Consider the following 22772-nt stretch of genomic DNA (forward strand, 5'->3'; position numbering starts at 1 on the left):
GGAGACAGACTTGGCCGACAAGAAAAACCTGCTGATCATCGGCGCGGGCGGCGTCGCGCAAGTGACCGCGCACAAGGCCGCGCAATGGGCCGATGAATTCGGGTCGCTGCATATCGCCAGCCGCACGCAATCCAAGGCCGATGCCATCGTCGCCACCCTGCGCGACAAGGGCCACAAGATGCCCTTTGAAACCCACGCGCTGGACGCGATGGACAGCAAGGCCGTGGCCGATCTGATCCGCAAGCTGGACGTGAAGGTTGTGATCAATGTCGGTTCCGCCTTCATCAACATGACGGTGCTGCAAGGCTGTATCGACGCCGGCGCGGCTTACATCGACACCGCCATCCACGAAGACCCGGCCAAGATCTGCGAAACGCCGCCCTGGTATGGCAATTACGAATGGAAGCGGCGCGAGGCCGTGGAAAAGGCCGGGATCACGGCGATCCTTGGCGCGGGCTTTGATCCGGGCGTTGTGAATGCCTATGCCCGGCTGGCCGAGGATGAATATTTCGACAAGATCGACAGCATCGACATCGTCGATATCAATGCCGGTTCGCATGGCCGTTACTTCGCGACGAATTTCGATCCCGAGATCAATTTCCGCGAATTCACCGGCACCGTCTATGCCTGGCAGGGCGGCAAATGGACCGAGAACAAGATGTTCGAGGTCGGCCGCGAATGGGATCTGCCCGTCGTCGGCAAGCAGACCGCCTATCTGTCGGGTCATGACGAGGTTCACAGCCTGTCTGCGCGCTACAAGAACGCCGATGTGCGTTTCTGGATGGGCTTCGGGCCGCATTACATCAACGTATTCACGGTGCTGCAATCGCTTGGCCTGCTGTCCGAACAGCCGGTCGAAACCGCCGAGGGGCAAGAGGTCGTGCCGCTGAAGGTCGTCAAGGCAGTGCTGCCCGATCCGGCCAGCCTGGCCAAGGACTATACCGGCAAGACCTGTATTGGTGACGTGGTCAAGGGCAGGGGGCCGGATGGCAAGCAGGGCGAGGTGTTCATCTATAACGTCGCCGACCACAAGGAAGCCTTCAACGAGGTTGGCAGCCAGGGCATCAGCTATACCGCCGGCGTGCCGCCGCTGACTGCCGCGGTGCTGATTGCGCGCGGAGTCTGGGACGTAAAGCGCATGGTCAATGTCGAGGATCTGCCAGCGCGGCCCTTCCTTGATCTGCTTGGCCAGATGGGCCTGCCCACACGGGTCATCGACGCTGACGGCGATCATCCGATCTAAGGCGCTGAACAAAGATCAACCGATTTGAACGACGCCGTTCGGAACTGGCCGGTTCCGGGCGGCGTTCCGCATTCCGTTACCCCTACCCAAGAGGCCAACCGGAATGAACCAGCCTACGCCACAGCCTGCATCCTCGCAGGACGGCACCGCAAAGACCCCCGAAACCGCCGATGCGGCAGTTGAGGCGGCTTTGCCCCAGGCGCGGAAAACCATTCCGGGTTGGGCTGTGATCGGGACCTTCCTGATCGTCCTGTTCTGGTTTGTCGCCTATGCGCAGGCCTTTCTGATGCCTGTCTCGCTGGCTATTCTGCTGTTTTTCGTCTTTATCCCGATCCGCCGCTTTCTTGAAAAGCGCGGTATCGGGGCGACGATTTCGGCCACGTTGATTACCGCAGGGATGATCGTCGTGGTGGTGGTGCTGGGCTATCTGGCCTCGGGTCCGGTCAGTCAGATCATGGCCGATGTGCCCAATATTTCCGACCGCTTGCAGGAGCGCGCGCAGGAAATCCGCTCGCAATTCCGCAAGCTGGAAGAAGTGGCCGAGCAGATCGACGAGGCAACAAATGTCGACAGCGCCGAAGAGGGCGCTGGTGATCGGCCGGCCACCGGCCTGCCACGCACCGATGGTGTCGTCGCCTCACCCATCGAGGATGCCCAGCAGCGCATCATCAACGAACCTGGCGCAACCGCCACCGTCACCACCACGACCACCACCGACGCGGCGGGCGAGGCCGAACAGGCGCAGGAAATCACTGTTCAGGTGAACAATTCCGACCGCCCCTCGACCATGGGGCGGGCGCTGGCGCTTGGGCCGGCGGCCTTCGGGCAGGTGATCTTCACGCTGGTGCTGCTGTTCTTCATGATCTCGTCGGGTGATCTGCTTTATCTGAAGATCGTGCAAAGCTTTGACAAACTGTCCGAAAAGCGCCGTGCCTACGAGGCCTTGCGTGCGATCGAGGCATCGCTGTCCACCTATTTGGGCGCCATCACCATCATCAATGCGGGCTTGGGGCTTTGTGTCGGCATCGCCATGTGGATCTGGGGCATGCCCAGCCCGCTGCTGTTCGGTCTGGCCGCCTTTGTCCTGAACTTCATCCCCTATATCGGGGCGATCGGCGGGACGGTGATTGCCGCCGTTGTCGCGCTGTTTGTCTTTGACGATCTGCTGACCCCGGTTCTGGTGGCAGCGACCTATCTGGGCCTGACTTCGATCGAGGGGCAGCTGATCACCCCTTATTTCGTCTCGCGCCGGTTGCAGCTGAATACGGTGGTGGTGTTTCTGACCGTGGCCATGTGGGCCTGGTTGTGGTCGGTGATCGGGATGATCGTGGCGGTGCCGATGCTGGTTGTGCTGCGCGTGCTGGCGGAACATATTCCGGGGCTTGAAAAGTTCGGCAATTTTCTCGCCGGCGACATCCCGGCCGAGATGCAGGACACCGACGAACAAGAGGCGCGATCATTGGCCCGCAGTCGCGGCAGCATGAGCGATGATGAAATCAGGGCAGCATCGGGCCGGGCACCGCGCGCCTAAGCCGGCCCGGCAGGCTGACGCCCCGCCAGGGCCGATTTGTCGTCGCGCGCCTCAGTAGGAATATTCGGCATAGATGCGGTTCAGGTCGCCATTCCATTCGCCGTCATACTTTTCCAGCAACTCATCGGCGGGCACCTTGCCGCTGTCGACGCTTTCCTTCAGCGCGTTCAGGAAATGGGTCTCGTCCGGGACCAGGCCGCCAGCGCCGGGACGGGCGCGGGATTTCAGCCCGGCCTCGGCAATCGCCACCACTTCGCGCGCAAGGTCATGCATGCGGATGCCGTTGAACTCGGCCTGAAGGGCGGATTTGGCGGCGCCACGGCGCAGCCCCTCGCGGGTTTCGTGATCCCAGCCCTTGACCAGATCCCAGGCCGCATCCAGCGCGCCCTGATCATAGGTCAGCCCGACCCACAGCGCCGGCAGCGCGCAAAGCCGCCGCCAGGGGCCGCCATCGGCGCCACGCATCTCGATGAATTTCTTGACCCGCGCCTCGGGGAAAACGGTGGTCATGTGATCGGCCCAGTCCGACAGGGTCGGCACCTCGCCCGGCAGGGCGGGCAGGCGGCCATTCATGAAATCGCGGAAACTTTGACCGAGGGCGTTGATATATTTGCCGTCGCGATAGACGAAATACATCGGCACATCGAGGACATAGTCCACCCAGGCCTCATAGCCGAAGCCGTCCTCGAAGACGAAGGGCAGCATGCCGGTGCGGTCGGCGTCGAGGTTCTGCCAGATATGGCTGCGCCAGCTTTTCATCCCGTTGGGCTTGCCATCAAGGAAAGGGCTGTTGGCGAACAGCGCGGTGGCGACGGGTTGCAGCGCCAGCGCCACGCGCAGCTTCTGCACCATGTCGGCTTCGGATGCGAAGTCCAGATTGACCTGCACGGTGCAGGTGCGGAACATCATCTGCCGCCCCAAGGTGCCCACGCGCGTCATATAGTCGTTCATCAGCGCATAGCGCCCCTTGGGCATCATCGGCATCTGATCCTGATGCCAGATTGGCGCCGCGCCAAGGCCGATGAAGCCGGCGCCGATCTCGTCCGCGATGGTCCTGACCTGCGCAAGATGCTGGTTCACCTCGTCGCAGGTCTGGTGAATGGTTTCCAGCGGTGCACCGGACAGCTCCAGCTGGCCACCCGGTTCCAGGCTGACATTGGCCAGCCCCTGCTGCAAGCCGATGATCTTGCCCTGTTCCAGAACCGGATCCCAGCCAAAGCGTTCGCCAAGCCCGGTCAGCATCGCCTTGATGGAACAGTCGCCCTCATAGGGCAGGGGCAGCTTGCCCGCCTTGTCATAGCCGAATTTCTCGTGCTCGGTGCCGATGCGCCAGTCGTCGCGAGGCTTTTCGCCGCGCGCGATATAGTCGGCAAGCTGGTCGCGATGCTCGATCGGGCCGCCGCCCTGCTGGGGAATGGACATGGGATCGGGGCCTTTCGCAATCTCGACCCGCCACAGGTGGCAACAGGGCCGGGCCGAGTCAACCCGCGATCAGACCGGCCTCATCCAAAGGGTGCGGGTTGCAGGGCCAGGGTGGTGCAGCGCCGAGGCGATCTCGCCCATGCGAATGCCCGGCAATGCGGCAAAGGCATCCGCCAGCGACGCCGCGCCAGCCGCATCCAGCGGAATCAGCAACGCCTGCGCATCGGTGGATTTCAGCCGCCAATAGGGCTGCCCGCGCAGGGTCAGCAGCCTGATCTCGGACAGGTCGCGCAGGGCGATCTCGCCCCCCAGCAGCCGCGCCCCGTAATAGCGGATCGCGCCTTCGTCGATTTCCACCATGCCGGGCGCGGCGATGGCGCGGCGGAAGGGCAGGCGGCGCAGGGCAACCACCAGCCAGGCCAGCGCCACGACACCGCCCGCCAGTCCCAGCATCGCAAAGAACCAGCCGCCAAGCCGCACCAGCCACAGGCAGAACAACCCGGCCAGCAATGCGGCCAGCGGCTCGGACCAGCGCGACAGCCGTGCCATGAGCTGCGGCCTGATCATCTGGCTGGCGGCGCTGCCGACCAGCGGGTCAGCGCATCTTCGTCGCTGTCCTTGGCCTCGACCCATTGACCCGTGCCGTGCGGGCCGATTTCGCGTTTCCAGAAGGGGGCGCGGGATTTCAACCAGTCCATCAGATATTCCGCCGCCTCAAAGGCGGCCTTGCGGTGGCGGGCGGCGGTGGCGACGGCCATGATCGGCTCGCCCACGGCAAGGCGGCCGTGGCGATGGACGATCAACCAATCGGTCAGGTCAAAGCGCCGCGCCGCCTGATCACCGAAATCGGTCAGCGCGCGTTCGGTCATGCCGGGATAATGCTCGATCTCCAGCGCCTGCATCTGGCCGGTATCGTCGCGCACGATGCCGGTAAAGGTGACGATCGCCCCCGCGCCCGCGCCAAAGTCGCGCAGATCGCTGGCCAGATCGAAGGGTTCTGTTTGCAGGCGCGCCGCCATCTCAGCCCCCGGTCATCGGCGGGAAAAAGGCAACCTCGCGGGCGCCGGCTATCGGCGCATCCAGGTCGGCAAGCTGCTGGTCCACCGCGCAGCGCACCGCGCCCATATCGGCAAAGGCCGCGGCATGCCAATCATCCAGCGCAGCCAGTTCCGCGACCAGATCGCCCACGGTCGTGGCCTGGGTATCCACCCGTTCGCGGGGTTTGCCGATGCGTTCGCGCAGCCAGGCGAAATACAGCACGTCAAGCTTCATCATGCTTGTCTTTCAGATAGGGCAGCGCCTTGACGAAATAATCCCAGCCCGTCCAGGCCGTCAGGGCGGCGGCAACCCAGATCAGCAAAAGCCCCGTCCAGGTGGCCAGATCGGCCCAGCTGTCAAAGAAGGGCAGCCGCCCTTCGCCGACCATCGGCGGGCGGCCATGTTCAACATAGGCCAGCCCCGTGCCCAGAGACAGCACCGAGATCGCGACCATCTGGAAGGTGGTCTTCCACTTGGCCAGTTTCGTGACCTTCAGCAGCTTGGCATTCGCGCCCAGAAACTCGCGCAGGCCGGAAACAAAGACCTCGCGGAACAGGATCACCGTGGCCGGCAGGATCAGCCAGGGGTTCATGCCCGAATAGCCGGTGATGACTACGATGGCGATCACCACCATGGCCTTGTCGGCTATCGGGTCCATGGCCGCGCCAAAGCGGCTTTCCTGGCCCCAGGCACGGGCAAGGTAGCCATCGAACCAATCGGTCACCGCGGCGACCAGAAACAGCGCCAGCGCCGCCAGATCGGCCCAGGGGCGCTGAAAATACAGAAACATCAGCGGCACGCCGGGGGCGGCCAGAAGACGCAGGATCGTAAGGATATTTGGCAAGGTCCAACGCATGACAGGAAGCTAGTCGCTGTGCGCCCGCTTTGGAAGGGGTGACAATATCGCGTTTGCGTGGGAACAGGGTGGGCGGGGCCGATCGCGGCTGGCCCCGTCCAGTCATGGCTGGTCAGCTTTCGACGCAGGCCTCGGGATACAGTTCGAACGCGCGGCCTGCGATGGTCAGTCGCAGCGCCTTGAACCGAAAATCCCCAAAGCCCGAGGCCTGATGGCCGGTGATCAGCACCTTGTCGCCGGGCGCAACTGATCGCCCGGTCAGCCCGGCCTTGTCGGCACGGGTTTTCTGGCCCAGTTCGACCGTCCAGTTCATGCCGTCATGGGCGCGAACCTGAAAGGTCGGATGGCCGCTGGACATTCCCAGATCGGTTATCGTCGCATCAAGGCGCGTCACCTCGTCATCGAAGCCGGACCAGGTTTGGCCGCGGCCGGTATCGGCGGGCTGATGGCAGCAGGACGGCCCGGACATGCGGCCGCAGATCGGAAAAAGGGGCATGGTCGCTTCCTTTGGCAGAATCATGTGGCAGAGGTGCAATTATAGCGTGCGCATGTAACGGGCCTAAGACAAGGTGAGTTCTGCCCGTTTCATCGGCGTATTGCTGCCGCCTGCATTACTGCCGCCGTTATCAGTGCCCGTCGTGGAAATGATCATAGATCGACTGCGCCATCGCATCGCTGATGCCGTCCACGGCCTGCAAATCGGCGACGCCGGCGCGGCTGACCGCCTTGGCACTGCCGAAATGGGCCAGCAGCGCGCGCTTGCGCGCGGCGCCGACGCCCGGCACCTCGTCCAGCGGGCTGGCGGTGAATGCCTTGGCGCGCTTGGCGCGATGGGTGCCGATGGCCCAACGATGCGCCTCATCGCGCAGGCGCTGGACGAAATACAGCACCGGATCGTTCATCCGCAGCGCCATGGGCCGCTGTCCGGGGCGGTGGAATTCCTCTTTGCCATGGTCGCGGTCCACGCCCTTGGCCACGCCGACGATGGGAATATCCTCGACCCCCAGATCGGCCAGAATCCCCTCGACCGCCGAGACCTGACCGGCGCCGCCGTCGATCAGCAACAGGTCGGGCCAGGCCTCGGATGCGCGGTCGGGGTCCTCTTTCAGAAGGCGAGAGAAGCGGCGGGTCAGCACCTCTTTCATCATGCCGAAATCGTCGCCGGGGGTGATTTCCGTGCCCTTGATGTTGAACTTGCGATACTGGCTTTTGATGAATCCCTCGGCCCCGGCCACGATCATGCCGCCGACTGCCGCCGTGCCCTGGATGTGGCTGTTGTCATAGACCTCGATCCGACGGGGCGGGCCGGGCAGGTCAAAGGCCTCGGCCAGACCTTCCAGCAGGCGCAGCTGGGTGGCGCTTTCCGACATGCGGCGGGCCAGGCTTTCGCGGGCATTGCGCAGGGCGTTGGTCACCAGCTCGAACTTTTCGCCGCGTTGGGGGACGCTGATATCGACCTTGCGGCGGGCGCGTTCAGACAGGACCTCGGCGGTCAGGTCCGGGTCCTCGGCGCCATGCGACAGCAGGATCATGCGCGGCGGCGGCTTGTCGTCATAGAATTGCAGCAGAAAGGCCTGCATCACCTCGTCAGGCGATTCCGCGCCGCCAAGGCGAGGGTAAAAGTCGCGATTGCCCCAGCTTTGATTGCCACGGATGAAAAAGACCTGAACGCAGGCCTGACCGCTTTCGATATGCAGCGCGATCACGTCGGCCTCGGGCACGCCCTTGGGATTGATGGCCTGCACCGATTGCACGGCGGTCAGCGCCTTGATCCGGTCGCGCAGGGCGGCGGCGCGTTCATATTCCATCGCCTCGGCAGCCGCCGCCATTTCCTGCGCCAGATGTGCCTGAATCGCGGTGGTCTTGCCTTGCAGGAAGCGTTCGGCATCGTTCACCAGCCCGGCATAGTCGCTTTCCGAGATGCGGCCAACGCAAGGAGCGCTGCACCGCTTGATCTGGAACAGCAGGCAGGGGCGGGTGCGGCTGTCAAAGGTGCTGTCGGAACAATTGCGCAGCAGGAACACCCGCTGCAACTGATTCAGCGTCCGGTTCACCGCGCCGGCGCTGGCGAAGGGACCGTAATAGTCGCCCTTCTCGGACTTGGCGCCCCGGTGCTTCTTGATCTGCGGAAAGGCGTGGGATTTCGCCACCAGGATGTTGGGAAAGCTTTTGTCGTCGCGCAGCAGCACGTTATAGCGCGGCTTCAACTGCTTGATCAGGTTCTGTTCCAGCAGCAGCGCCTCGGTTTCCGTGCGCGTGGTCAGGAACATCATCGAATGGGTTTCGCGGATCATCCGCGCGATGCGCCCGGAATGGCCGGTGGGGCGGGCATAGTTCGACACGCGCGCCTTCAGGTCGCGGGCCTTGCCCACATAAAGCACCGCCCCCTGCGCATCCAGCATGCGATAGACGCCGGGGCTGGATTCCAGGTTGCGCAGATAGCCCTGGATCACGGCTGGGCCTGTTTGGGCGGGTTTGTCGGTCATCGGCTCTAGACAGTGATTCTGGATATTGGCTGCAAGTTCAGGGCGGTGGGTTCAAGCGTAAAGATGTCCACGGTTTCTGTGGATAAGTTTGTGGGCAAAAGTTGGCGAGCACGCGAATCTTCAAGCGGGGCTGGGTCTCGGCGGGGTTGCCTAATATTTAGGCAGTATATTAGTGTGCTGTTTTTACAGGATATTTTATGTGACAGGGGCAAGGGACTGAAATTTCTCAGAGAATCGTGACGCTTCTGTGACCGGCATGTGAGGCGTGGACAACTGGGACGTGATCGGTCCGGTCCGGTCCTATTCGACGCCAAGGATATCAGGCGTTTGCCAGCCCAGATGCTGCCCGCCATCAACGCAGATCAATTGGCCGGTGACGGATTTCGCATCCATCAGATAGCCAAGCGCGGCCGTCACATCCTCGGCATTGGCGCCCCGGCCCAGGATGGTCGCGGCGCGCTGGCGCTCGAAATGATCCTGGCTTTGGCGGGCGCCGCGCATGGTGGGGCCGGGGCCGATGGCGTTGACGCGGATGGCGGGGGCCAGCGCCTGTGCGGCGGTCCGGGTCAGCGCCCACAGCCCGGCCTTGGCAAGGGAATATGTCATGAATTCGGGTGTCGGTTTCAGCACCCGCTGATCGACCATATTGACCACCAGCCCGGTTGCGACCGGCTCGGCCTCGTCGATGCCGGCCGGGGCGGCCTGTGCCGCAAAGGCCTGGATCAGCTGGAACGGCGCACGCAGGTTGGAACCGATATGCCGGTTCCAGCTGTCGGGCGTGGCGCTGCGGATGGTGTCATATTCGAAGATCGACGCATTGTTGACCAGCACCGCCAGCGGGCCAAGCGCGGCTGTCACGGCAGGTATCAGCGCCGCAGTTGCGGCTTCGTCCAGCAGATCGGTCTGAAAGACCTGCGCCCGGACGCCAAGGGCACGAGCCTCATCCGCGACCAGACGGGCCTCGTCAGCGGAACGGTCATAGTGGATCGCGACGTCATGGCCGCGACCGGCCAGATACAGGGCCATGGCGCGACCGAGCCTGCGCCCGGCACCGGTGACAAGCGCCGCGCCCTTCACAACAGCACCCCGACATAAACCGCATAGCAGGCCAGCAGGCCCAGCCCAACGCGCTTGCCCATGCGGACGCCGCGGAACAGGAACGGCCACAGCAGCGCCGCGCTGGCCAGCATGACCCACAGGTCCAGCTGCAACATCTGCGGGGGGATCGGCAGCGGCTTGATCAGGGCGGTGATGCCCAGGATGGCCAGGATATTGAACAGGTTCGAGCCGACGACATTGCCCATCGCCATATCCGCCCGCCCCGCCCGCGCCGAGGCGATCGAGGCCGCCAGTTCCGGCAGCGACGTTCCCACCGCAACCAGCGTCAGGCCGATTACGGTCTCGCTGATGCCAAAGCCGCGGGCGATATCGGTCGCCCCGCTGACCAGAAGTTGCGCGCCCACCGGCAGGGCCACCAGCCCGATGGCCAGCCACAACGCGATCTTCCCGCCATTGGCCGAGGTGTCTGCGCCCTCGGGCTGGCTGGCATCGTCAGGCGTGGCCGTCGACAATTGCCGCCACAGCACCAGCCCCAGCATGGCCAGCAGCAGGATGCCGTCCATCCGCCCGATCGGTCCGCTGAGGGCCAAAAGGATGAGCACGACCGAGGCGGCCATCATCATCACCCAGCTTTCGCGCAGATCCAGCCCCTTGGTCGGGATGCCGGTCAGCGCCGCGCAGGCGCCAAGGATCACCAGCACATTGGCGATGTTCGAGCCGACGACATTGCCCATGGCAATATCCGTCGACCCCTTCAGCGCCGCCGACAGCGAAACGATCAGCTCGGGCGCCGAGGTGCCAAAGGCCACGACCGTCAGCCCCACGACGGTCGGCGTCACGCCAAGGCGCAGCGAAAGGTTGACGGCGCCCTTGACCAGATGGTCGCCACCAAGGACCAGCAGGCCCAGACCCGCCAGAACCAGAAAAAGATCAACGACCACGGCGCGATATCCCCAGAAATTTCATCAGAAAACGGCGAAAGCCCGGCCCCGCCAGCAGCGCCAGCACGACCATGACAAGCAGAAATGTCAGCACGATCTTCAACATCATCTGCCCCCCAGCCCGAACCGCGCATAGGCTGCGCGTTCATCTGCGGCGGCCAGCAGCGCCTCGCCCGACAGGCCGATCCGGCGCAGCCAGGGCTGGCGGATGCCGTAATGTTCGAAACGCACCTCTCCGAACAGTTCGCGCATTTTCGGTTCCAGATGGCCGATCCCGTCGGCCAGACCCAGTTCGACCGAGCGGCGGCCGGTCCAGAAGGCGCCGCTGAACAGGTCGGGATCGTCGGCAAGCCGGTCGCCCCGGCGGTTGCGGACATGATCCTTGAAGCTGTCATGGATCGTATCAAGGATCGCATCCAGCCGGGCGACATCCTCGGGCTTTTCGGGGCGGAAGGGATCAAGCTGCGATTTCGAACGGCCCGATGTATGGACCCGGCGTTCGATCCCCCACCGTTCGATCAGGTCGGTAAAGCCAAACCCGGCCGAGATCACGCCGATGGATCCCAGGACCGAGCTTTCATCGGCCCAGATACGCTCTGCCGCGCAGGCCAGCCAATACCCGCCCGAGGCAGCGACGTCCTCGACAAAGGCATGAACCGGAACGCCGTGCTTTTCCGACAGGCGGCGAATGCGCGCGCCGATCAGTGAAGATTGCACCGGCGAGCCGCCGGGTGAATTGACGATCAGGGCCAGCGCGACCGGCTTCTTGCGGCGAAAAGCGCGTTCCAGCAGTGGGCGCAGCGTGGCATCGGCCAGCCCGCCACTGCCCGGACGGGCACCGGCGCCGATCACGCCTTGCAGCCGGATGACCGCGACGGTCGGTTTTCTGTTCAGGAATGGTAATTTCATTCCATGGCAAATAAGGCCCGGACGACAACTGGGCAAGCCGCCCGTGCGGCTTAATCCACAGGGGGCGCGCGATCAGACGGCGCGAATTGTCTGGCCGGGCATGAAGCTGGGCGTCAGGGCTGTCACCCGATCCGCCGGCACCGGATCCTTGCCGGCAATGATCCGCGCCGCGCGGCGCCCGATCTCGACCCGTCTTGCGTCGGTGGTGGTCAACCTGACAGGCAAACCGTCCAGCAGGTCGACACCGTTAAAGCCTGCCAGCCCGATCCTGTTGGGGATGTCGTAACCCTGGTCCAGGCAGTGCAGCAACCCGCCTGCACCAATCATGTCATTGGAATAATAGATGAAATCAAGATCCGGCGCGCGGGCCAGGATGCGTTCGGTCAGCTCGCGCCCCTTCAGAAGGGACGAGCCGCCCTGATAATATTCCCGCGCCTCCAGTTGAACGCCCTTTTCGGACAGGGCCTCTTCAAAGCCGACCAGACGTTTGCGGGCGCGGTGATCCTCGGGCATATGGGTGCCGACAAAGCCGATCCTGCGATAACCCGCGGCAAGGATGCGTTCAGCCATCTCGCGGCCGGCGCGCCGATGAGAGATGCCGACCAGCGTGTCGATGCCCTGACCGTCGACATCCATGATCTCGACGATGGGAATGCCGGAATTGGCCAGCATGGCGGTGGCGGCCTTGCTGTGTTCCAGCCCGGCAAGGATCACCCCCGAGGGCCGCCAGGACAGCATGTCGTACAGCACCATTTCCTCACGCGCGGGGGAATAGTTGCTGACGCCGATCACGGGTTGCAGGCCGGTATCGTCCAGTTCGGCCGAGATGCCGCCCAGCACATCGGGAAAAACCAGGTTGGACAGCGACGGAATGACCACCGCGACCAGATTGACCCGTTGGCTGGCCAGCCCGCCGGCGATTTTGTTGGGCACATAGCCAAGCGTCTTGGCCGCCGTCAGCACCTTCTCGCGCGTGGCGGCCGAGACGTCGCCACGGTTCCGCAGCACCCGGCTGACGGTCATCTCGCTGACGCCCGACGCTTCGGATACGTCGCGCAAGGTCAGCGGTCGGCGTGGCTTCTGGGGTGTCATCGGCAGTCCGGGTCGTGTTTCACGGAAAAAGTGTTAGCGCATGACCTGCGTTCGGGCAAGCTTGCCAAAGCGGCGCATTCGCTGCAAAAGGTGCGCTGGCGGCCCCGTGGCTCAACTGGATAGAGCAGCCCCCTCCTAAGGGGCAGGTTGCAGGTTCAAATCCTGCCGGGGTCACCAATAATTTCAGCGAGTTGTCATTTATCTCGGGGTTTTCCCTCTGGTTCGTCGAACCGAAGGGACAGCGCCAAGGTCCAGTGCGTTCGCCGCTGATCGCAGGTGGTCCGGGCTGAACTGCCCGTAGGTGCTGCGCGTGCGCAACGCCCTCGCGCATGTCTTGCTCCGCCAGCGCGGCACGCGCCTGCCGCTTGGCAAATGGCTTCGGGCGATCTGGCTGCGAATGGCAGGTATGAAATTGATTCAGGACAGATTCCACCCGCAGTCTGACCGCCCGGCGATATGGTCCGCATGAGGCGCCGCAAACGCCTGGCGCATTGGAACCAGATCCGGCCGAACCAGTCGCGGCGCGCTGGGAAGCGTCCGGGGGTGCGACAAAAGCGCCAACAGGGCGTCATTCGCTGCAAGCCGGTCGGGACGGCCCGTTTCGCCGATTGACAGCGGGCGGGCGCGCGCGCCATAGAGACGTGGATGGTTCCCGGCCAAACCGCACGCGGCCGGGTGAAAAGGGAATACGGTGAGGCGCGGCCAACAGCCGCCGATTCCGTGACTGCCCCCGCAACTGTAAGCGGCGAGCAACCCCCAATGCCACTGACCCGTTTCGGGTCGGGAAGGTGGGGGAAGCATTGACCCGCGAAGTCAGGAGACCTGCCATCGACGCAACCAACCGACCCGGGCGGGGATGCTCGGGAGGAGATTTCGATGGACGATTCCCCTATTCGGCCCCTGGCCACGCCCCCCTATGCCGTGGTGCAATCCGCGCCACATCAGATTCTGGTCTGCAAGGCCTGCAAGCACATGGGTGCCGGTTGCCAGCCCGGCCTCAGGCTGCTTGAACAGCTGCGGGCGGCGATCGCGGCCGCCGGGCTTTGCGACAGCTTCGAGGTCTCGGGCACCGCCTGCCTTGCCGGATGCGTGCCCGCGCATGGCACCCCTTGCGTGGTCGGCTGGCGCGCAGCGGCCAAGGCCACATGGCTTTTCGGCGATATCGAGCCTGGCCAGCCGATTGACGACCTGCTGGCCTTTTCGCGCCTCTACGCCGCCCGTGAGGACGGCTGGATGAACGGCCGCGATCTGCCCGCCCGGCTTTGCGACAGCACCCTTGCCCGCATCCCCGCCGCGATGATCGTGACGCGGCAGGGGTCCGTCCGATGACCCGCGATCCGGCCCACATCATCGAACTTGCCGGCGTATTCTGGGGTCCGCGACGTCAGCCCGACATCCTGCAAGAGATCAGCTTTTCCGTGGCAGAGCGCGAGGTGATCGCCATCTGCGGCGCCAACGGGGCGGGAAAATCTTCGCTTCTGCGGCTGCTCTACCGCTATCAGGCGCCGCGCAAGGGAACGGTGCGGCTGACGGGGCGCGATCTGTGGCAGATGAGCGCGCCGGAAGCCGCCCGGATCGTCGCCGCGGTGCTGCAGGAGCAACCGACCGATTTTGCCCTGACCGCGCGGCAGATCGTGGCCCTGGGCCGGCTGCCGCATCGCAAGGGCCTTGGTCCCGGCGCGACCGATCATGCCGTGGTCGAGGCCTGTCTTGGGCGGATGGACCTCAGGCAGATGGCCGATCGCAGTTTCGGCACCCTCTCGGGCGGCGAGCGCCAGCGCGTCATGGTCGCCCGCGCATTGGCGCAGGAACCCCGCGTCCTGATCCTGGATGAGCCGACCAATCACCTGGATATCCGGCACCAGCTGGAACTGCTGGCCCTGCTGCGCGGTCTTGGCCTGACCGTCATCGCCACGTTGCACGACCTGACACTGGCCGCCGAATTCGCCGACCGGATGCTGATCCTGCATGAGGGCCGGGTGATCGCCGATGCCCCGCCGGATCGGGCGCTGTCAGAGATCACCATCGCCCGAGCCTTCAACGTCTCGGCCCGAGTGGATCGCTCGGGCGCCACGCCCCGCTTTTCCTTCCATCTGCAAGGACATTGACATGAAACTGATGCTCGCCTTCCTGCTGTTCCCGGCCGTGCCGGCATTCGCCTATCCCGTCACCGTGAACAGCTGCAACCGCCAGGTCACCTTCGACGCCACCCCGGTCAGGGCGATCTCGAACGATGTGAACCTGACCGAGATGATGCTGGTTTTGGGCCTCGGCGATCGCATGATCGGCTATACCGGCATCTCGGGCTGGAAGACTCTGGATGCGCAGATGCGCGAAGGCGTCGCCGAACTGCCCGAGCTGGCCGCCAAATACCCGACCAAAGAGGTTCTTGCCGGGGCCGAGCCGGACTTCTTCTTCGCGGGCTGGAACTACGGCATGACGGTCGGCGGCGAGGTTACCCCCGAAACGCTGGAACCGCTTGGCATCCAGACCTATGAACTGACCGAAAGCTGCATCCATATCGGGCCCAAGGACAAAAGCTCGATGCAGGACATGTACAGCGACATCCTGAACCTCGGCAGGATCTTCGGGGTCGACGCCAAGGCGCAGGCGCTGGTCGCAGGCTACAAGACCCGGCTTGCCGAGATTACGGCGGGCGTTGACCGCAGCGCGCCGCTGCGCGTCTTTGTCTACGATTCCGGCGAGGCCGCGCCCTTTACCGCCGGCCGCTATGCCATGCCCACCGCCCTGATCGAGGCCGCTGGCGGCATCAACATCATGGACGACCTGGAAAAAAGCTGGGCCAAGATTGCATGGGAGCCTGTGGTCGAACGCAATCCCGAGATCATCGTCATCGTCAATTACGGCGATGTGACCGCCGAACAGAAGATCGCCTTCATCAAGGAAAACCCGGCCTTCGCCAATATCGACGCGGTGAAGAACGACCGCTTCGTCGTCCTTGAGTATGTCGACGCCACCCCCGGTCCCCGCAACATCAATGCCGTCGAAAAGCTGGTCGCCGGGTTCAAGGGCGAATGACATGACCGAAACGCCCCTCGTCCCGACGGCCAGCCCCGCTCTGCGCCTGACCCGCCGGGCCGGGTTCGGATTGGGCGCGGGGGGCGCCCTTCTGGCCGCTGTGCTTCTTGCTGTCTCCATCGGTGCGGTTCCGGTGCCGCTGTCGACCGTCTGGGGTATCCTCGCCCATCAGCTTGTCCCCGGCCTCGTCACTCCTGACTGGTCCCCGGGGCGCGAGAGCATTGTCTGGGACATCCGCTTTCCCCGTGCCCTTCTGGCCGCACTGGTCGGCGCGGGTCTGGGTATCACCGGGGCGGCGTTGCAGGCCGTCACCAGAAACCAGCTCGCCGACCCTCACCTTCTGGGCATCTCTTCGGGCGGGGCCTTCGGCGCCATCTTGGCCCTTCTTCACACCGGGCTGTTCCTCGGCCTGCTGACCGTTCCGCTGATGGCCTTCGGCGGAGCGCTTGCCGCCACGCTGATGGTCCTTGCCGCTGCCCGCTTGACCGGGTCCACATCGGCGGACCGTCTGGTCCTTGCCGGCGTCGCCATCAGCTTCATCATCATGGCCGGGGCCAACATCCTGATCTTCCTCGGCGATCCCAAGGCCACGCATACCGTGGTTTTCTGGATGCTCGGCGGCCTTGGTCTGGCGCAGTGGAGCCACCTTCTTTACCCGCTGGCGGTGCTTCTGCCCGCCGGTCTCTGGCTCTGGTTCCAGTCGCCGGCGCTCAACGCCTTGTCGCTTGGCGACGAAACCGCCGCCTCGCTTGGCATTGCTGTCGCCCGCTTCCGTCTTTCGGTCTTTCTTGCCGGGGCGTTGATCACCGGCGTCATGGTGGCGTTTTCGGGCATTATCGGCTTTGTCGGCCTGATGATGCCCCACCTCGTCCGCCTGATCGCGGGGGGGGACAACGCGCGCGTCCTGCCGCTGTCGGCCCTTTTCGGGGCGATCTTCCTGGTTCTCGCCGACATCCTCGCCCGTGTAATCATGGCCCCCGAGGACATGCCGATCGGTGTCGTCACCGGCCTGACCGGAGGGGTTTTCTTTCTCTGGCTGATGGGGCGGAGGTCCTGAGCCATCACCTGTCCGGCGAGGCGTTCCACGCAGACCTGCTTGGCGCGTGGCCATGAAATCCATATCGGCGTGATCGCGGGCGGGCATCCTGCAAGGCGAACGCGTCGCCTTTGATCGGCAAGCGGGCGTCACCAAGGCAAACAGCCTTGGACTGACGGTTCACCGCCATCTGGCGCAGTGCGCAGCCGGTCCGCGCGCCGAATTGCTGCGCCTTGGGCCAGGGGAATCGCGCGCGGCATAGTGTTCACCATTGGCGGTTGACCAGAGGTGGATGGTGCTGTCGGTCGCGTGGGGCATGCCCGCACCGCGCTGGCGGTGGTGGGCGAGGATGGCGTGCGCATGTATACCTCGCGGCCGCTGATCCCTGACCGCTCGGGTCTGGCGCGGTTGCAGGCGCGGCTGCGGGCAGATGACGATCTGCGGGTGATGACGGCACGGCGCATGTATGCGTGGCGCTTGGGCGAGGTATTGCCGCATCGCGATCTGGATGTGTTGCGCGGGATCGAGGGCGAGCGGATGAAGGAAACCTATCGCCTGATCGCCCAGCAGGCCGAGCAGCCGCTCGGCCCGCGTCGGGTTCCCCCGCCCTCGCAGGGATAGACCCGGCGGGTACGGCTCGCAATCGAGCGATGGGGCAGGTTGCACAGCTGGGCAAGCATTCTGTGGTCGTGGGAAGTACCGGACAAAATCGGACGAATCAGGCAGTCCGGGCCAATGTTTGTGCAGTTAAGTAATTGATATATGTAAAAAATTGAAATAACGCAGGCTTCCAGGGGCAGGTTGCAGGTTCAAATCCTGCCGGGACATCATTTCACCATGAACCTCGCGGGCGATCCCTGTGGATCGCGGCATTTTCCTCGCAGCCGGAAAAGGGGGCGGCACGCAGAGCCTGCGGGCCGCCGCAGGGGATCAGAAGATGGCGACCTTGGTGCCGATCTGCGCCATTTCGTAAAGTTCGGTGATGTGTTCGTTGTAAAGCCCATAGCAGCCGCTGGAGGATTTGCGGCCGATCTTTCGCGTGTCATGCGTGCCGTGGATCAGATAGGCAGGCCAGGACAGATACAGGCCATAAGGCCCAAGCGGGTTGTCGGGATCGCCACCGGCCACACGCAGGGGCAGGTCGGGGTTGCGGCGACGCATATCGGCGGTGGGCGTCCAGGGCGGGTTCTTGGCCTTGCGGACGATCTCGGTCAGGCCGCGCTTGGTCAGTTCCTCGGAAACCGGGATCGAGCTGGGATAGACACGATAGATCGACTGATCGCCGTTCCAGAAATGCAGCGCCTTGGACGTGACATCGGCCAGAATCACACCAACGCCGATCTCGTTGAAGAACTCGCTCCAATGACGGGCGCGAAAGGATGACAGGTTGCGCCGCTGATCGGCGTTGGGGTCGACCTGGAACACCCCGACATCGGGCGCGCGCCCCTGTTCGGCATTGCCATAGATGGGGAGGCCGGTGCTGGGGTCGATCTGCTGGGCCTGACTGGCCGTGGCGGTGATCCCCGCGCCCAGAAGGCCACCAACGAAGCCGCGGCGGCTGAGAGTGAGGGAAGGAGAGGTTAGCTTGCTCATGATACTGCTCGGTTCTGTTCGAAGATGGGAAACGGTCCGTCGACCCCGTGGCTGCCAGCGATGAACGGTGGCAAGGCGCGCCACTGGTCGCGGTCGCGTCAGGGTTTCGGGCATACGGTCCTGGTCATTCCCGTCGTGACCGTGCGGCATGTGCAGGGTTTGAAACGGGTCAGCACAGGATCAGGCGGCGATCCGTCGGGGCGGCCGCTTCTGCGGCGGCAGGATGATCCCGCTGCGGCTGGCGATGAAGGCCGCGTTGCTGATCCTGACGGCGATTTGGGTGGGCCGTTCGCCGGGCAGGGCCGTTACGATGGCGGCAAAGGTCGAATTGCCCCAGGCGCATTCGGTGCCTTCCGGCTTGCAATCGTCGGCGTCCTCGCATGATGCGGTGGCTTGTTCGCCAAGCGACGCCCCTCCGCCGGCGATGGCCGATGCGATCGCGGCGGCATGCGCCGAGGCGACGTTGCCGCTATGCGCAGTGGCAACGATCAGCGTGACATTCAGCGTCACGACAGAGAATATGGCCAGAAATAGGCGAAACATGTCATAAGGCTATGCCGAGACCCGCCAGATGTCTACGCGAAGACGGATCGCTTTTGCGTGAATCCCTTCGCCGAACCGCGGGCAGGGCCGACGATGGACCACTGGCCACTTGACCCTTGATGGCTGTTTCGTTAGGGACCGCCGGTGCCCTTTCGGGCCACCGATCAGAATCGGTTCAACAAGCAAGAAACGCCGTGTCCGTCCCATCATCGCTTCGGGGGCGCGTCCGGCAAAGGAGAAGCGACATGAAACTGCATGAAATCCGCGACAACGACGGCGCGAACCGCAAGAAAAAGCGCGTGGCGCGTGGTCCCGGCTCGGGCAAGGGTAAAACCGCCGGCCGTGGTATCAAGGGTCAGAAATCGCGTTCGGGCGTTGCGCTGAACGGGTACGAGGGCGGCCAGATGCCGCTGTACCGGCGTCTGCCGAAGCGTGGCTTCACCGCGCCGAACGCCAAGAAATTCGCCGTCGTGAACCTGGGCCAGATCCAGAGCTTCATCGACGCCGGCAAGCTGGACGCCAAGGCCGACGTGACCGAGGACGCACTGGTTGCCTCGGGTGCGGTGCGCCGCAAGCTGGACGGCATTCGCCTGCTGGCCAAGGGCGAGCTGAAGGCCAAGCTGAACATCGCTGTGACCGGCGCGTCCAAAACGGCGGTCGAGGCGGTTGAAAAGGCTGGCGGCAAAGTGACCCTGCCGGCTGTGGCCGCGGAATAAGCTGTTGAAGGGCGCGCGCGCGCCTCATAGATAGCAGCTAGGTTTTCCAAGGCGCCGCCGACCGGGGAACGGTCCGGCGGCGCTGTCATGAGATGAGGCACGGAAGAATATGGCGTCAGCCGCAGAACAGATGGCCGCGAACCTTTCCTGGGGCGCGCTGGGCAAGGCCACCGAACTTCGCCAGCGTATCTGGTTCACGATCGGCCTGCTGATCATCTATCGCCTGGGCACCTATATCCCTGTGCCGGGCATCGACGGCGCTGCGCTGCGCACCTTCATGGAACAGGCCCAGTCTGGCATCGGTGGCATCCTGTCGATGTTCACCGGCGGCGCGCTGGGGCGTATGGGTGTCTTCGCGCTGGGCATCATGCCCTATATCAGCGCCTCGATCATCGTTCAGCTTCTGGCATCCATGGTGCCCGCGCTGGAACAGATGAAGAAAGAGGGCGAGCAGGGCCGCAAGAAGATCAACCAGTATACCCGCTATGGCACCGTGGCGCTGGCGCTGTTCCAGGCTTACGGTCTGGCCAAAAGCCTTGAGGCCGGCGGGCTGGCCCATGATCCGGGCGCATTCTTCCAGGCATCCGTGGTGATCACCCTGGTTGGCGGCACGATGTTCCTGATGTGGCTGGGTGAACAGATCACCGCGCGCGGCATCGGCAACGGCATCTCGCTGATCATCTTCGTGGGCATCGTCGCGGAAATTCCCGCCGCTTTGGCCAATTTCTTTGCACAGGGCCGCTCGGGCGCGATCTCGACCCCGGTGATTCTGGGCGTGATCGTCATGGTCATCGCGGTGATCGCCTTTGTCGTGTTCATGGAACGCGCATTGCGCAAGATCCATATCCAGTATCCGCGGCGCCAGGTCGGCATGAAGATCTATGACGGCCAGTCGTCGCATCTGCCGATCAAGGTCAACCCGGCCGGCGTGATCCCGGCGATCTTTGCCAGCTCGCTGCTGCTGCTGCCGGTAACGATCTCGACCTTCTCGGGCAACCAGACCGGGCCGGTCATGTCGACCCTGCTGGCCTATTTCGGGCCCGGACAGCCGCTGTATCTGCTGTTCTTCGCGGCCATGATCGTGTTCTTCGCCTATTTCTATACCCAGAATGTCAGCTTCAAGACCGATGACGTGGCCGAGAACCTGAAGAATCAGGGCGGTTTCGTGCCGGGCGTGCGGCCGGGCAAGCGGACGCAGGATTATCTGGACTATGTCGTCAATCGCGTGCTGGTGATCGGTTCGGCCTATCTGGCCGCGGTCTGTCTGCTGCCCGAGATCCTGCGCAGCCAGTGGTCGGTGCCGTTCTACTTTGGTGGGACTTCGGTTCTGATCGTCGTTTCTGTAACGATGGACACGATCAACCAGGTGCAGAGTCACTTGCTGGCGCATCAGTATGAGGGTTTGATCGAGAAATCGCAGCTGCGCGGCAAGCGCAAGGACGGCACGAAAAAACGGCGGGGTCCGGCCCGCCGCTGATCGCAGAAACGACAAAAAACCTGGCCGAGGGGGACAGCAGCCAATGACCGTCAATATCATTCTTCTGGGGCCTCCGGGCGCCGGCAAGGGCACGCAGGCCCGTCGCCTCGTCGACGAACGCGGCATGGTCCAGCTGTCCACCGGCGACATGCTGCGCGAGGCCAAATCCAGCGGCAGCGAGATGGGCCGGCGCGTGGCCGAGGTGATGGACCGGGGCGAGTTGGTCACGGATGAGATTGTCATCGGCCTGATCCGCGAGAAGCTGGCCGGTGGTGGCAAGGGGTTCATCTTCGATGGCTTCCCGCGCACGCTGGCCCAGGCCGATGCGCTGGCTGCCCTGCTGGACGAGGTTGGGCAGCCGCTGGACGCCGTGATCGAGATGCGCGTCGACGACGCTGCCCTGGTCAACCGCATCACCAAGCGCTTTACCTGCGGCAATTGCGGCGAGGTCTATCATGACGAGACCAAACCGACCAAGGTTGCGGGTAAGTGCGATGTCTGCGGTTCGACCGATCTGCGCCGCCGGGCCGATGACAACGAAGACAGCCTGAAGACCCGGCTGCTGGAATATTACAAGAAGACCTCGCCGCTGATCGGCTATTACTATGCCAAGCACAAGCTGAGCACCGTCGACGGGCTGGGCGAGATCGAGGCCGTCGCGGCCGAGATTTCGGCGGTTCTGGACAAGGGCTAGGCGGCGGATTCGGACATTGTGGCCCGGCAGTCGTTTGCCGGGTCGTCTTGGCCTTGACGTTTTTCTGCTTGACCCCTATTTGCAAACATCTCGTAAGAGAATCACCCGACTGACGGGTGGCCCATAGACCGGCCCGAAGGCTTGGCTTTCGGGCTTTCCGTTGTGAAAAAAGGTTCCGGCGTTACGGAACCGCAACCAGGAAGGAACTACGCGTGGCTCGTATTGCTGGCGTCAACATTCCGACGGGGAAACGTGTCCCCATCGCACTGACCTATATCCATGGGATCGGCCCCATGTTTGCCAATCAGATCGTCGAGGCCGTGGGGATTGACCCCGCCCGCCGTGTGAATGATCTGTCGGATGCCGAAGTTTTGCAGATCCGCGAATATATCGACGCGAACCTGACCGTCGAAGGTGACCTGCGCCGCGAAGTGCAGATGAACATCAAGCGCCTGATGGATCTGGGTTCCTATCGTGGCCTGCGTCACCGCCGGAACCTGCCGGTTCGTGGCCAGCGCACCCACACCAATGCCCGCACCCGCAAGGGCCCGGCGAAGCCGATCGCCGGCAAGAAGAAATAAGGGGGCATCATCATGGCACGCGATACTCGTCGTACGAAGAAGAAGGTTTCCAAGAACATCGCCACTGGCGTTGCTCATGTGAACTCGTCGTTCAACAACACCAAGATCCTGATCTCGGACGTGCAGGGCAATGCGATCTCGTGGTCGTCGGCCGGCACCATGGGCTTCAAGGGCAGCCGCAAATCGACCCCCTATGCCGCGCAGATGGCCGCAGAAGATGCGGGCAAGAAGGCACAGGAACACGGCGTCCGCACGCTGGAAGTCGAAGTGCAGGGCCCCGGCTCGGGCCGCGAATCGGCTTTGCGCGCGCTGGCTGCTGTCGGGTTCAACATCACGGCCATCCGTGACGTGACCCCGATTGCGCATAACGGCTGCCGCCCGCCCAAGCGCCGCCGCGTCTGATCGGCATTTCAATTCTCCGGGCCGCGCGTGATTTCGCGCGGTTCGGGCTTTTTCGTTTTTCAACCTCGGGCGTTCCCCGCCTCGATCATCGGCAGGGAACAGGTATGGAGGCAA

At 63.8% G+C, this 22772-nt stretch carries 25 protein-coding genes, 1 tRNA gene and 1 riboswitch; of the genes, 13 read left to right on the forward strand and 13 right to left on the reverse strand.

Annotated elements, in window-relative coordinates:
• Positions 1–10: 10 nt before the first annotated feature.
• Together FNJ84_RS07730 and FNJ84_RS07735 are read left to right on the forward strand one after the other, a co-directional pair.
• The gene (locus FNJ84_RS07730; RefSeq protein WP_143792484.1) at positions 11–1243 is read left to right on the forward strand and encodes a saccharopine dehydrogenase family protein; all 1233 of its coding nucleotides are present in this window, start codon (positions 11–13) and stop codon (positions 1241–1243) included.
• 103 nt (positions 1244–1346) lie between these two features.
• Positions 1347–2774: an AI-2E family transporter gene (locus FNJ84_RS07735; protein ID WP_143792485.1), complete on the forward strand. Its 1428-nt coding sequence runs from the start codon at positions 1347–1349 to the stop codon at positions 2772–2774.
• A gap of 51 nt (positions 2775–2825) precedes the next feature.
• Here FNJ84_RS07735 and FNJ84_RS07740 read toward each other — a convergent pair whose 3' ends face one another.
• The 11 genes from FNJ84_RS07740 to FNJ84_RS07790 all read right to left on the reverse strand — a co-directional run bounded on the left by FNJ84_RS07740 (position 2826) and on the right by FNJ84_RS07790 (position 12577).
• Positions 2826–4196, reverse strand: a complete 1371-nt coding sequence (locus tag FNJ84_RS07740; protein ID WP_143792486.1) for a glutamate--cysteine ligase — start codon at positions 4194–4196, stop codon at positions 2826–2828.
• Positions 4197–4265: 69 nt separating this feature from the next.
• On the reverse strand, positions 4266–4745 hold the full coding sequence (locus FNJ84_RS07745; protein WP_143792487.1) for a hypothetical protein: 480 nt from the start codon (positions 4743–4745) through the stop codon (positions 4266–4268).
• A gap of 14 nt (positions 4746–4759) precedes the next feature.
• Positions 4760–5215 carry a molybdenum cofactor biosynthesis protein MoaE gene (locus FNJ84_RS07750; RefSeq protein WP_143792488.1) on the reverse strand — a complete coding sequence of 152 codons (456 nt, stop codon included), beginning with the start codon at positions 5213–5215 and terminating at the stop codon, positions 4760–4762.
• A 1-nt stretch (position 5216) separates the two neighbouring features.
• Positions 5217–5468: a molybdopterin converting factor subunit 1 gene (gene moaD / locus FNJ84_RS07755; protein WP_143793019.1), complete on the reverse strand. Its 252-nt coding sequence runs from the start codon at positions 5466–5468 to the stop codon at positions 5217–5219.
• The gene (gene pgsA, locus FNJ84_RS07760; protein ID WP_143792489.1) at positions 5458–6090 is read right to left on the reverse strand and encodes a CDP-diacylglycerol--glycerol-3-phosphate 3-phosphatidyltransferase; all 633 of its coding nucleotides are present in this window, start codon (positions 6088–6090) and stop codon (positions 5458–5460) included. The genes moaD and pgsA overlap by 11 nt, the downstream gene beginning before the upstream one ends.
• Before the next feature lie 112 nt (positions 6091–6202).
• Complete coding sequence (locus tag FNJ84_RS07765) at positions 6203–6586, reverse strand: hypothetical protein (RefSeq protein ID WP_143792490.1); 384 nt, start codon at positions 6584–6586, stop codon at positions 6203–6205.
• Between the two features lie 130 nt (positions 6587–6716).
• Positions 6717–8576 carry an excinuclease ABC subunit UvrC gene (gene uvrC, locus FNJ84_RS07770; protein WP_143792491.1) on the reverse strand — a complete coding sequence of 620 codons (1860 nt, stop codon included), beginning with the start codon at positions 8574–8576 and terminating at the stop codon, positions 6717–6719.
• Between the two features lie 300 nt (positions 8577–8876).
• A complete protein-coding gene (locus tag FNJ84_RS07775) occupies positions 8877–9653 on the reverse strand; it encodes an SDR family oxidoreductase (RefSeq protein ID WP_143792492.1) in 777 nt (258 codons plus the stop codon).
• Positions 9650–10576 (reverse strand): calcium/sodium antiporter, encoded by a 927-nt coding sequence (locus FNJ84_RS07780; RefSeq protein ID WP_143792493.1) that lies wholly within the window; start codon positions 10574–10576, stop codon positions 9650–9652. Before FNJ84_RS07780 ends, FNJ84_RS07775 begins: the two co-directional genes overlap by 4 nt.
• A gap of 105 nt (positions 10577–10681) precedes the next feature.
• The gene (locus FNJ84_RS07785) at positions 10682–11485 is read right to left on the reverse strand and encodes a S49 family peptidase (protein WP_143792494.1); all 804 of its coding nucleotides are present in this window, start codon (positions 11483–11485) and stop codon (positions 10682–10684) included.
• Between the two features lie 72 nt (positions 11486–11557).
• Positions 11558–12577 carry a LacI family DNA-binding transcriptional regulator gene (locus tag FNJ84_RS07790; protein ID WP_143792495.1) on the reverse strand — a complete coding sequence of 340 codons (1020 nt, stop codon included), beginning with the start codon at positions 12575–12577 and terminating at the stop codon, positions 11558–11560.
• Positions 12578–12677: 100 nt separating this feature from the next.
• Here FNJ84_RS07790 and FNJ84_RS07795 point away from each other — a divergent pair.
• From FNJ84_RS07795 to FNJ84_RS07820, 6 genes are all read left to right on the forward strand, one after another.
• Positions 12678–12754: transfer RNA gene (locus FNJ84_RS07795), tRNA-Arg, on the forward strand.
• Between the two features lie 452 nt (positions 12755–13206).
• Positions 13207–13422: riboswitch (cobalamin riboswitch) on the forward strand.
• A gap of 31 nt (positions 13423–13453) precedes the next feature.
• On the forward strand, positions 13454–13906 hold the full coding sequence (locus FNJ84_RS07800) for a DUF1636 domain-containing protein (protein WP_143792496.1): 453 nt from the start codon (positions 13454–13456) through the stop codon (positions 13904–13906).
• Positions 13903–14685, forward strand: coding sequence for an ABC transporter ATP-binding protein (locus FNJ84_RS07805; RefSeq protein ID WP_143792497.1), 783 nt, complete (start codon positions 13903–13905; stop codon positions 14683–14685). The genes FNJ84_RS07800 and FNJ84_RS07805 overlap by 4 nt, the downstream gene beginning before the upstream one ends.
• 1 nt (position 14686) lies before the next feature.
• Positions 14687–15616: an ABC transporter substrate-binding protein gene (locus FNJ84_RS07810; protein ID WP_143792498.1), complete on the forward strand. Its 930-nt coding sequence runs from the start codon at positions 14687–14689 to the stop codon at positions 15614–15616.
• Position 15617: 1 nt separating this feature from the next.
• The gene (locus FNJ84_RS07815; RefSeq protein WP_143792499.1) at positions 15618–16673 is read left to right on the forward strand and encodes an iron ABC transporter permease; all 1056 of its coding nucleotides are present in this window, start codon (positions 15618–15620) and stop codon (positions 16671–16673) included.
• A 267-nt stretch (positions 16674–16940) separates the two neighbouring features.
• Complete coding sequence (locus FNJ84_RS07820) at positions 16941–17273, forward strand: hypothetical protein (RefSeq protein ID WP_255471101.1); 333 nt, start codon at positions 16941–16943, stop codon at positions 17271–17273.
• Between the two features lie 309 nt (positions 17274–17582).
• On the opposite strand, the gene FNJ84_RS07825 is transcribed toward FNJ84_RS07820, so the two are convergent.
• Both FNJ84_RS07825 and FNJ84_RS07830 read right to left on the reverse strand, forming a co-directional pair.
• Complete coding sequence (locus FNJ84_RS07825; protein WP_143792500.1) at positions 17583–18245, reverse strand: L,D-transpeptidase; 663 nt, start codon at positions 18243–18245, stop codon at positions 17583–17585.
• Between the two features lie 180 nt (positions 18246–18425).
• Entirely contained in the window at positions 18426–18788 is a 363-nt protein-coding gene (locus FNJ84_RS07830; protein WP_143792501.1) for a hypothetical protein, read from the reverse strand.
• A 245-nt stretch (positions 18789–19033) separates the two neighbouring features.
• On the opposite strand from FNJ84_RS07830, the gene rplO reads away from it, so the two are divergent.
• From rplO to rpsK, 5 genes are all read left to right on the forward strand, one after another.
• On the forward strand, positions 19034–19504 hold the full coding sequence (rplO, locus tag FNJ84_RS07835) for a 50S ribosomal protein L15 (protein ID WP_143792502.1): 471 nt from the start codon (positions 19034–19036) through the stop codon (positions 19502–19504).
• Positions 19505–19613: 109 nt separating this feature from the next.
• Complete coding sequence (secY, locus tag FNJ84_RS07840; RefSeq protein WP_143792503.1) at positions 19614–20981, forward strand: preprotein translocase subunit SecY; 1368 nt, start codon at positions 19614–19616, stop codon at positions 20979–20981.
• Between the two features lie 43 nt (positions 20982–21024).
• Positions 21025–21675 carry an adenylate kinase gene (locus FNJ84_RS07845; RefSeq protein ID WP_143792504.1) on the forward strand — a complete coding sequence of 217 codons (651 nt, stop codon included), beginning with the start codon at positions 21025–21027 and terminating at the stop codon, positions 21673–21675.
• Positions 21676–21887: 212 nt separating this feature from the next.
• Positions 21888–22256: a 30S ribosomal protein S13 gene (gene rpsM, locus FNJ84_RS07850; protein ID WP_143792505.1), complete on the forward strand. Its 369-nt coding sequence runs from the start codon at positions 21888–21890 to the stop codon at positions 22254–22256.
• 12 nt (positions 22257–22268) lie between these two features.
• Positions 22269–22658 carry a 30S ribosomal protein S11 gene (gene rpsK / locus FNJ84_RS07855; protein ID WP_101753989.1) on the forward strand — a complete coding sequence of 130 codons (390 nt, stop codon included), beginning with the start codon at positions 22269–22271 and terminating at the stop codon, positions 22656–22658.
• Positions 22659–22772 lie beyond the last annotated feature (114 nt).

Source organism: Paracoccus sp. M683 (assembly GCF_007096355.1).
Classification (GTDB): domain Bacteria; phylum Pseudomonadota; class Alphaproteobacteria; order Rhodobacterales; family Rhodobacteraceae; genus Paracoccus.

Excerpts from the sequence above, each read along its gene's own strand:
- FNJ84_RS07825 (WP_143792500.1), bottom strand. The coding sequence starts at position 18,245 with ATGAGCAAGCTAACCTCTCCTTCCCTCACTCTCAGCCGCCGCGGCTTC.
- FNJ84_RS07810 (WP_143792498.1), top strand. The coding sequence starts at position 14,687 with ATGAAACTGATGCTCGCCTTCCTGCTGTTCCCGGCCGTGCCGGCATTC.
- rplO (WP_143792502.1), top strand. The coding sequence starts at position 19,034 with ATGAAACTGCATGAAATCCGCGACAACGACGGCGCGAACCGCAAGAAA.
- FNJ84_RS07845 (WP_143792504.1), top strand. The coding sequence starts at position 21,025 with ATGACCGTCAATATCATTCTTCTGGGGCCTCCGGGCGCCGGCAAGGGC.
- FNJ84_RS07785 (WP_143792494.1), bottom strand. The coding sequence starts at position 11,485 with ATGAAATTACCATTCCTGAACAGAAAACCGACCGTCGCGGTCATCCGG.
- secY (WP_143792503.1), top strand. The coding sequence starts at position 19,614 with ATGGCGTCAGCCGCAGAACAGATGGCCGCGAACCTTTCCTGGGGCGCG.
- FNJ84_RS07735 (WP_143792485.1), top strand. The coding sequence starts at position 1,347 with ATGAACCAGCCTACGCCACAGCCTGCATCCTCGCAGGACGGCACCGCA.
- FNJ84_RS07800 (WP_143792496.1), top strand. The coding sequence starts at position 13,454 with ATGGACGATTCCCCTATTCGGCCCCTGGCCACGCCCCCCTATGCCGTG.
- FNJ84_RS07790 (WP_143792495.1), bottom strand. The coding sequence starts at position 12,577 with ATGACACCCCAGAAGCCACGCCGACCGCTGACCTTGCGCGACGTATCC.
- rpsK (WP_101753989.1), top strand. The coding sequence starts at position 22,269 with ATGGCACGCGATACTCGTCGTACGAAGAAGAAGGTTTCCAAGAACATC.
- moaD (WP_143793019.1), bottom strand. The coding sequence starts at position 5,468 with ATGAAGCTTGACGTGCTGTATTTCGCCTGGCTGCGCGAACGCATCGGC.
- FNJ84_RS07805 (WP_143792497.1), top strand. The coding sequence starts at position 13,903 with ATGACCCGCGATCCGGCCCACATCATCGAACTTGCCGGCGTATTCTGG.
- pgsA (WP_143792489.1), bottom strand. The coding sequence starts at position 6,090 with ATGCGTTGGACCTTGCCAAATATCCTTACGATCCTGCGTCTTCTGGCC.
- uvrC (WP_143792491.1), bottom strand. The coding sequence starts at position 8,576 with ATGACCGACAAACCCGCCCAAACAGGCCCAGCCGTGATCCAGGGCTAT.
- FNJ84_RS07830 (WP_143792501.1), bottom strand. The coding sequence starts at position 18,788 with ATGTTTCGCCTATTTCTGGCCATATTCTCTGTCGTGACGCTGAATGTC.
- FNJ84_RS07745 (WP_143792487.1), bottom strand. The coding sequence starts at position 4,745 with ATGGCACGGCTGTCGCGCTGGTCCGAGCCGCTGGCCGCATTGCTGGCC.
- FNJ84_RS07750 (WP_143792488.1), bottom strand. The coding sequence starts at position 5,215 with ATGGCGGCGCGCCTGCAAACAGAACCCTTCGATCTGGCCAGCGATCTG.
- FNJ84_RS07740 (WP_143792486.1), bottom strand. The coding sequence starts at position 4,196 with ATGTCCATTCCCCAGCAGGGCGGCGGCCCGATCGAGCATCGCGACCAG.
- FNJ84_RS07815 (WP_143792499.1), top strand. The coding sequence starts at position 15,618 with ATGACCGAAACGCCCCTCGTCCCGACGGCCAGCCCCGCTCTGCGCCTG.
- FNJ84_RS07765 (WP_143792490.1), bottom strand. The coding sequence starts at position 6,586 with ATGCCCCTTTTTCCGATCTGCGGCCGCATGTCCGGGCCGTCCTGCTGC.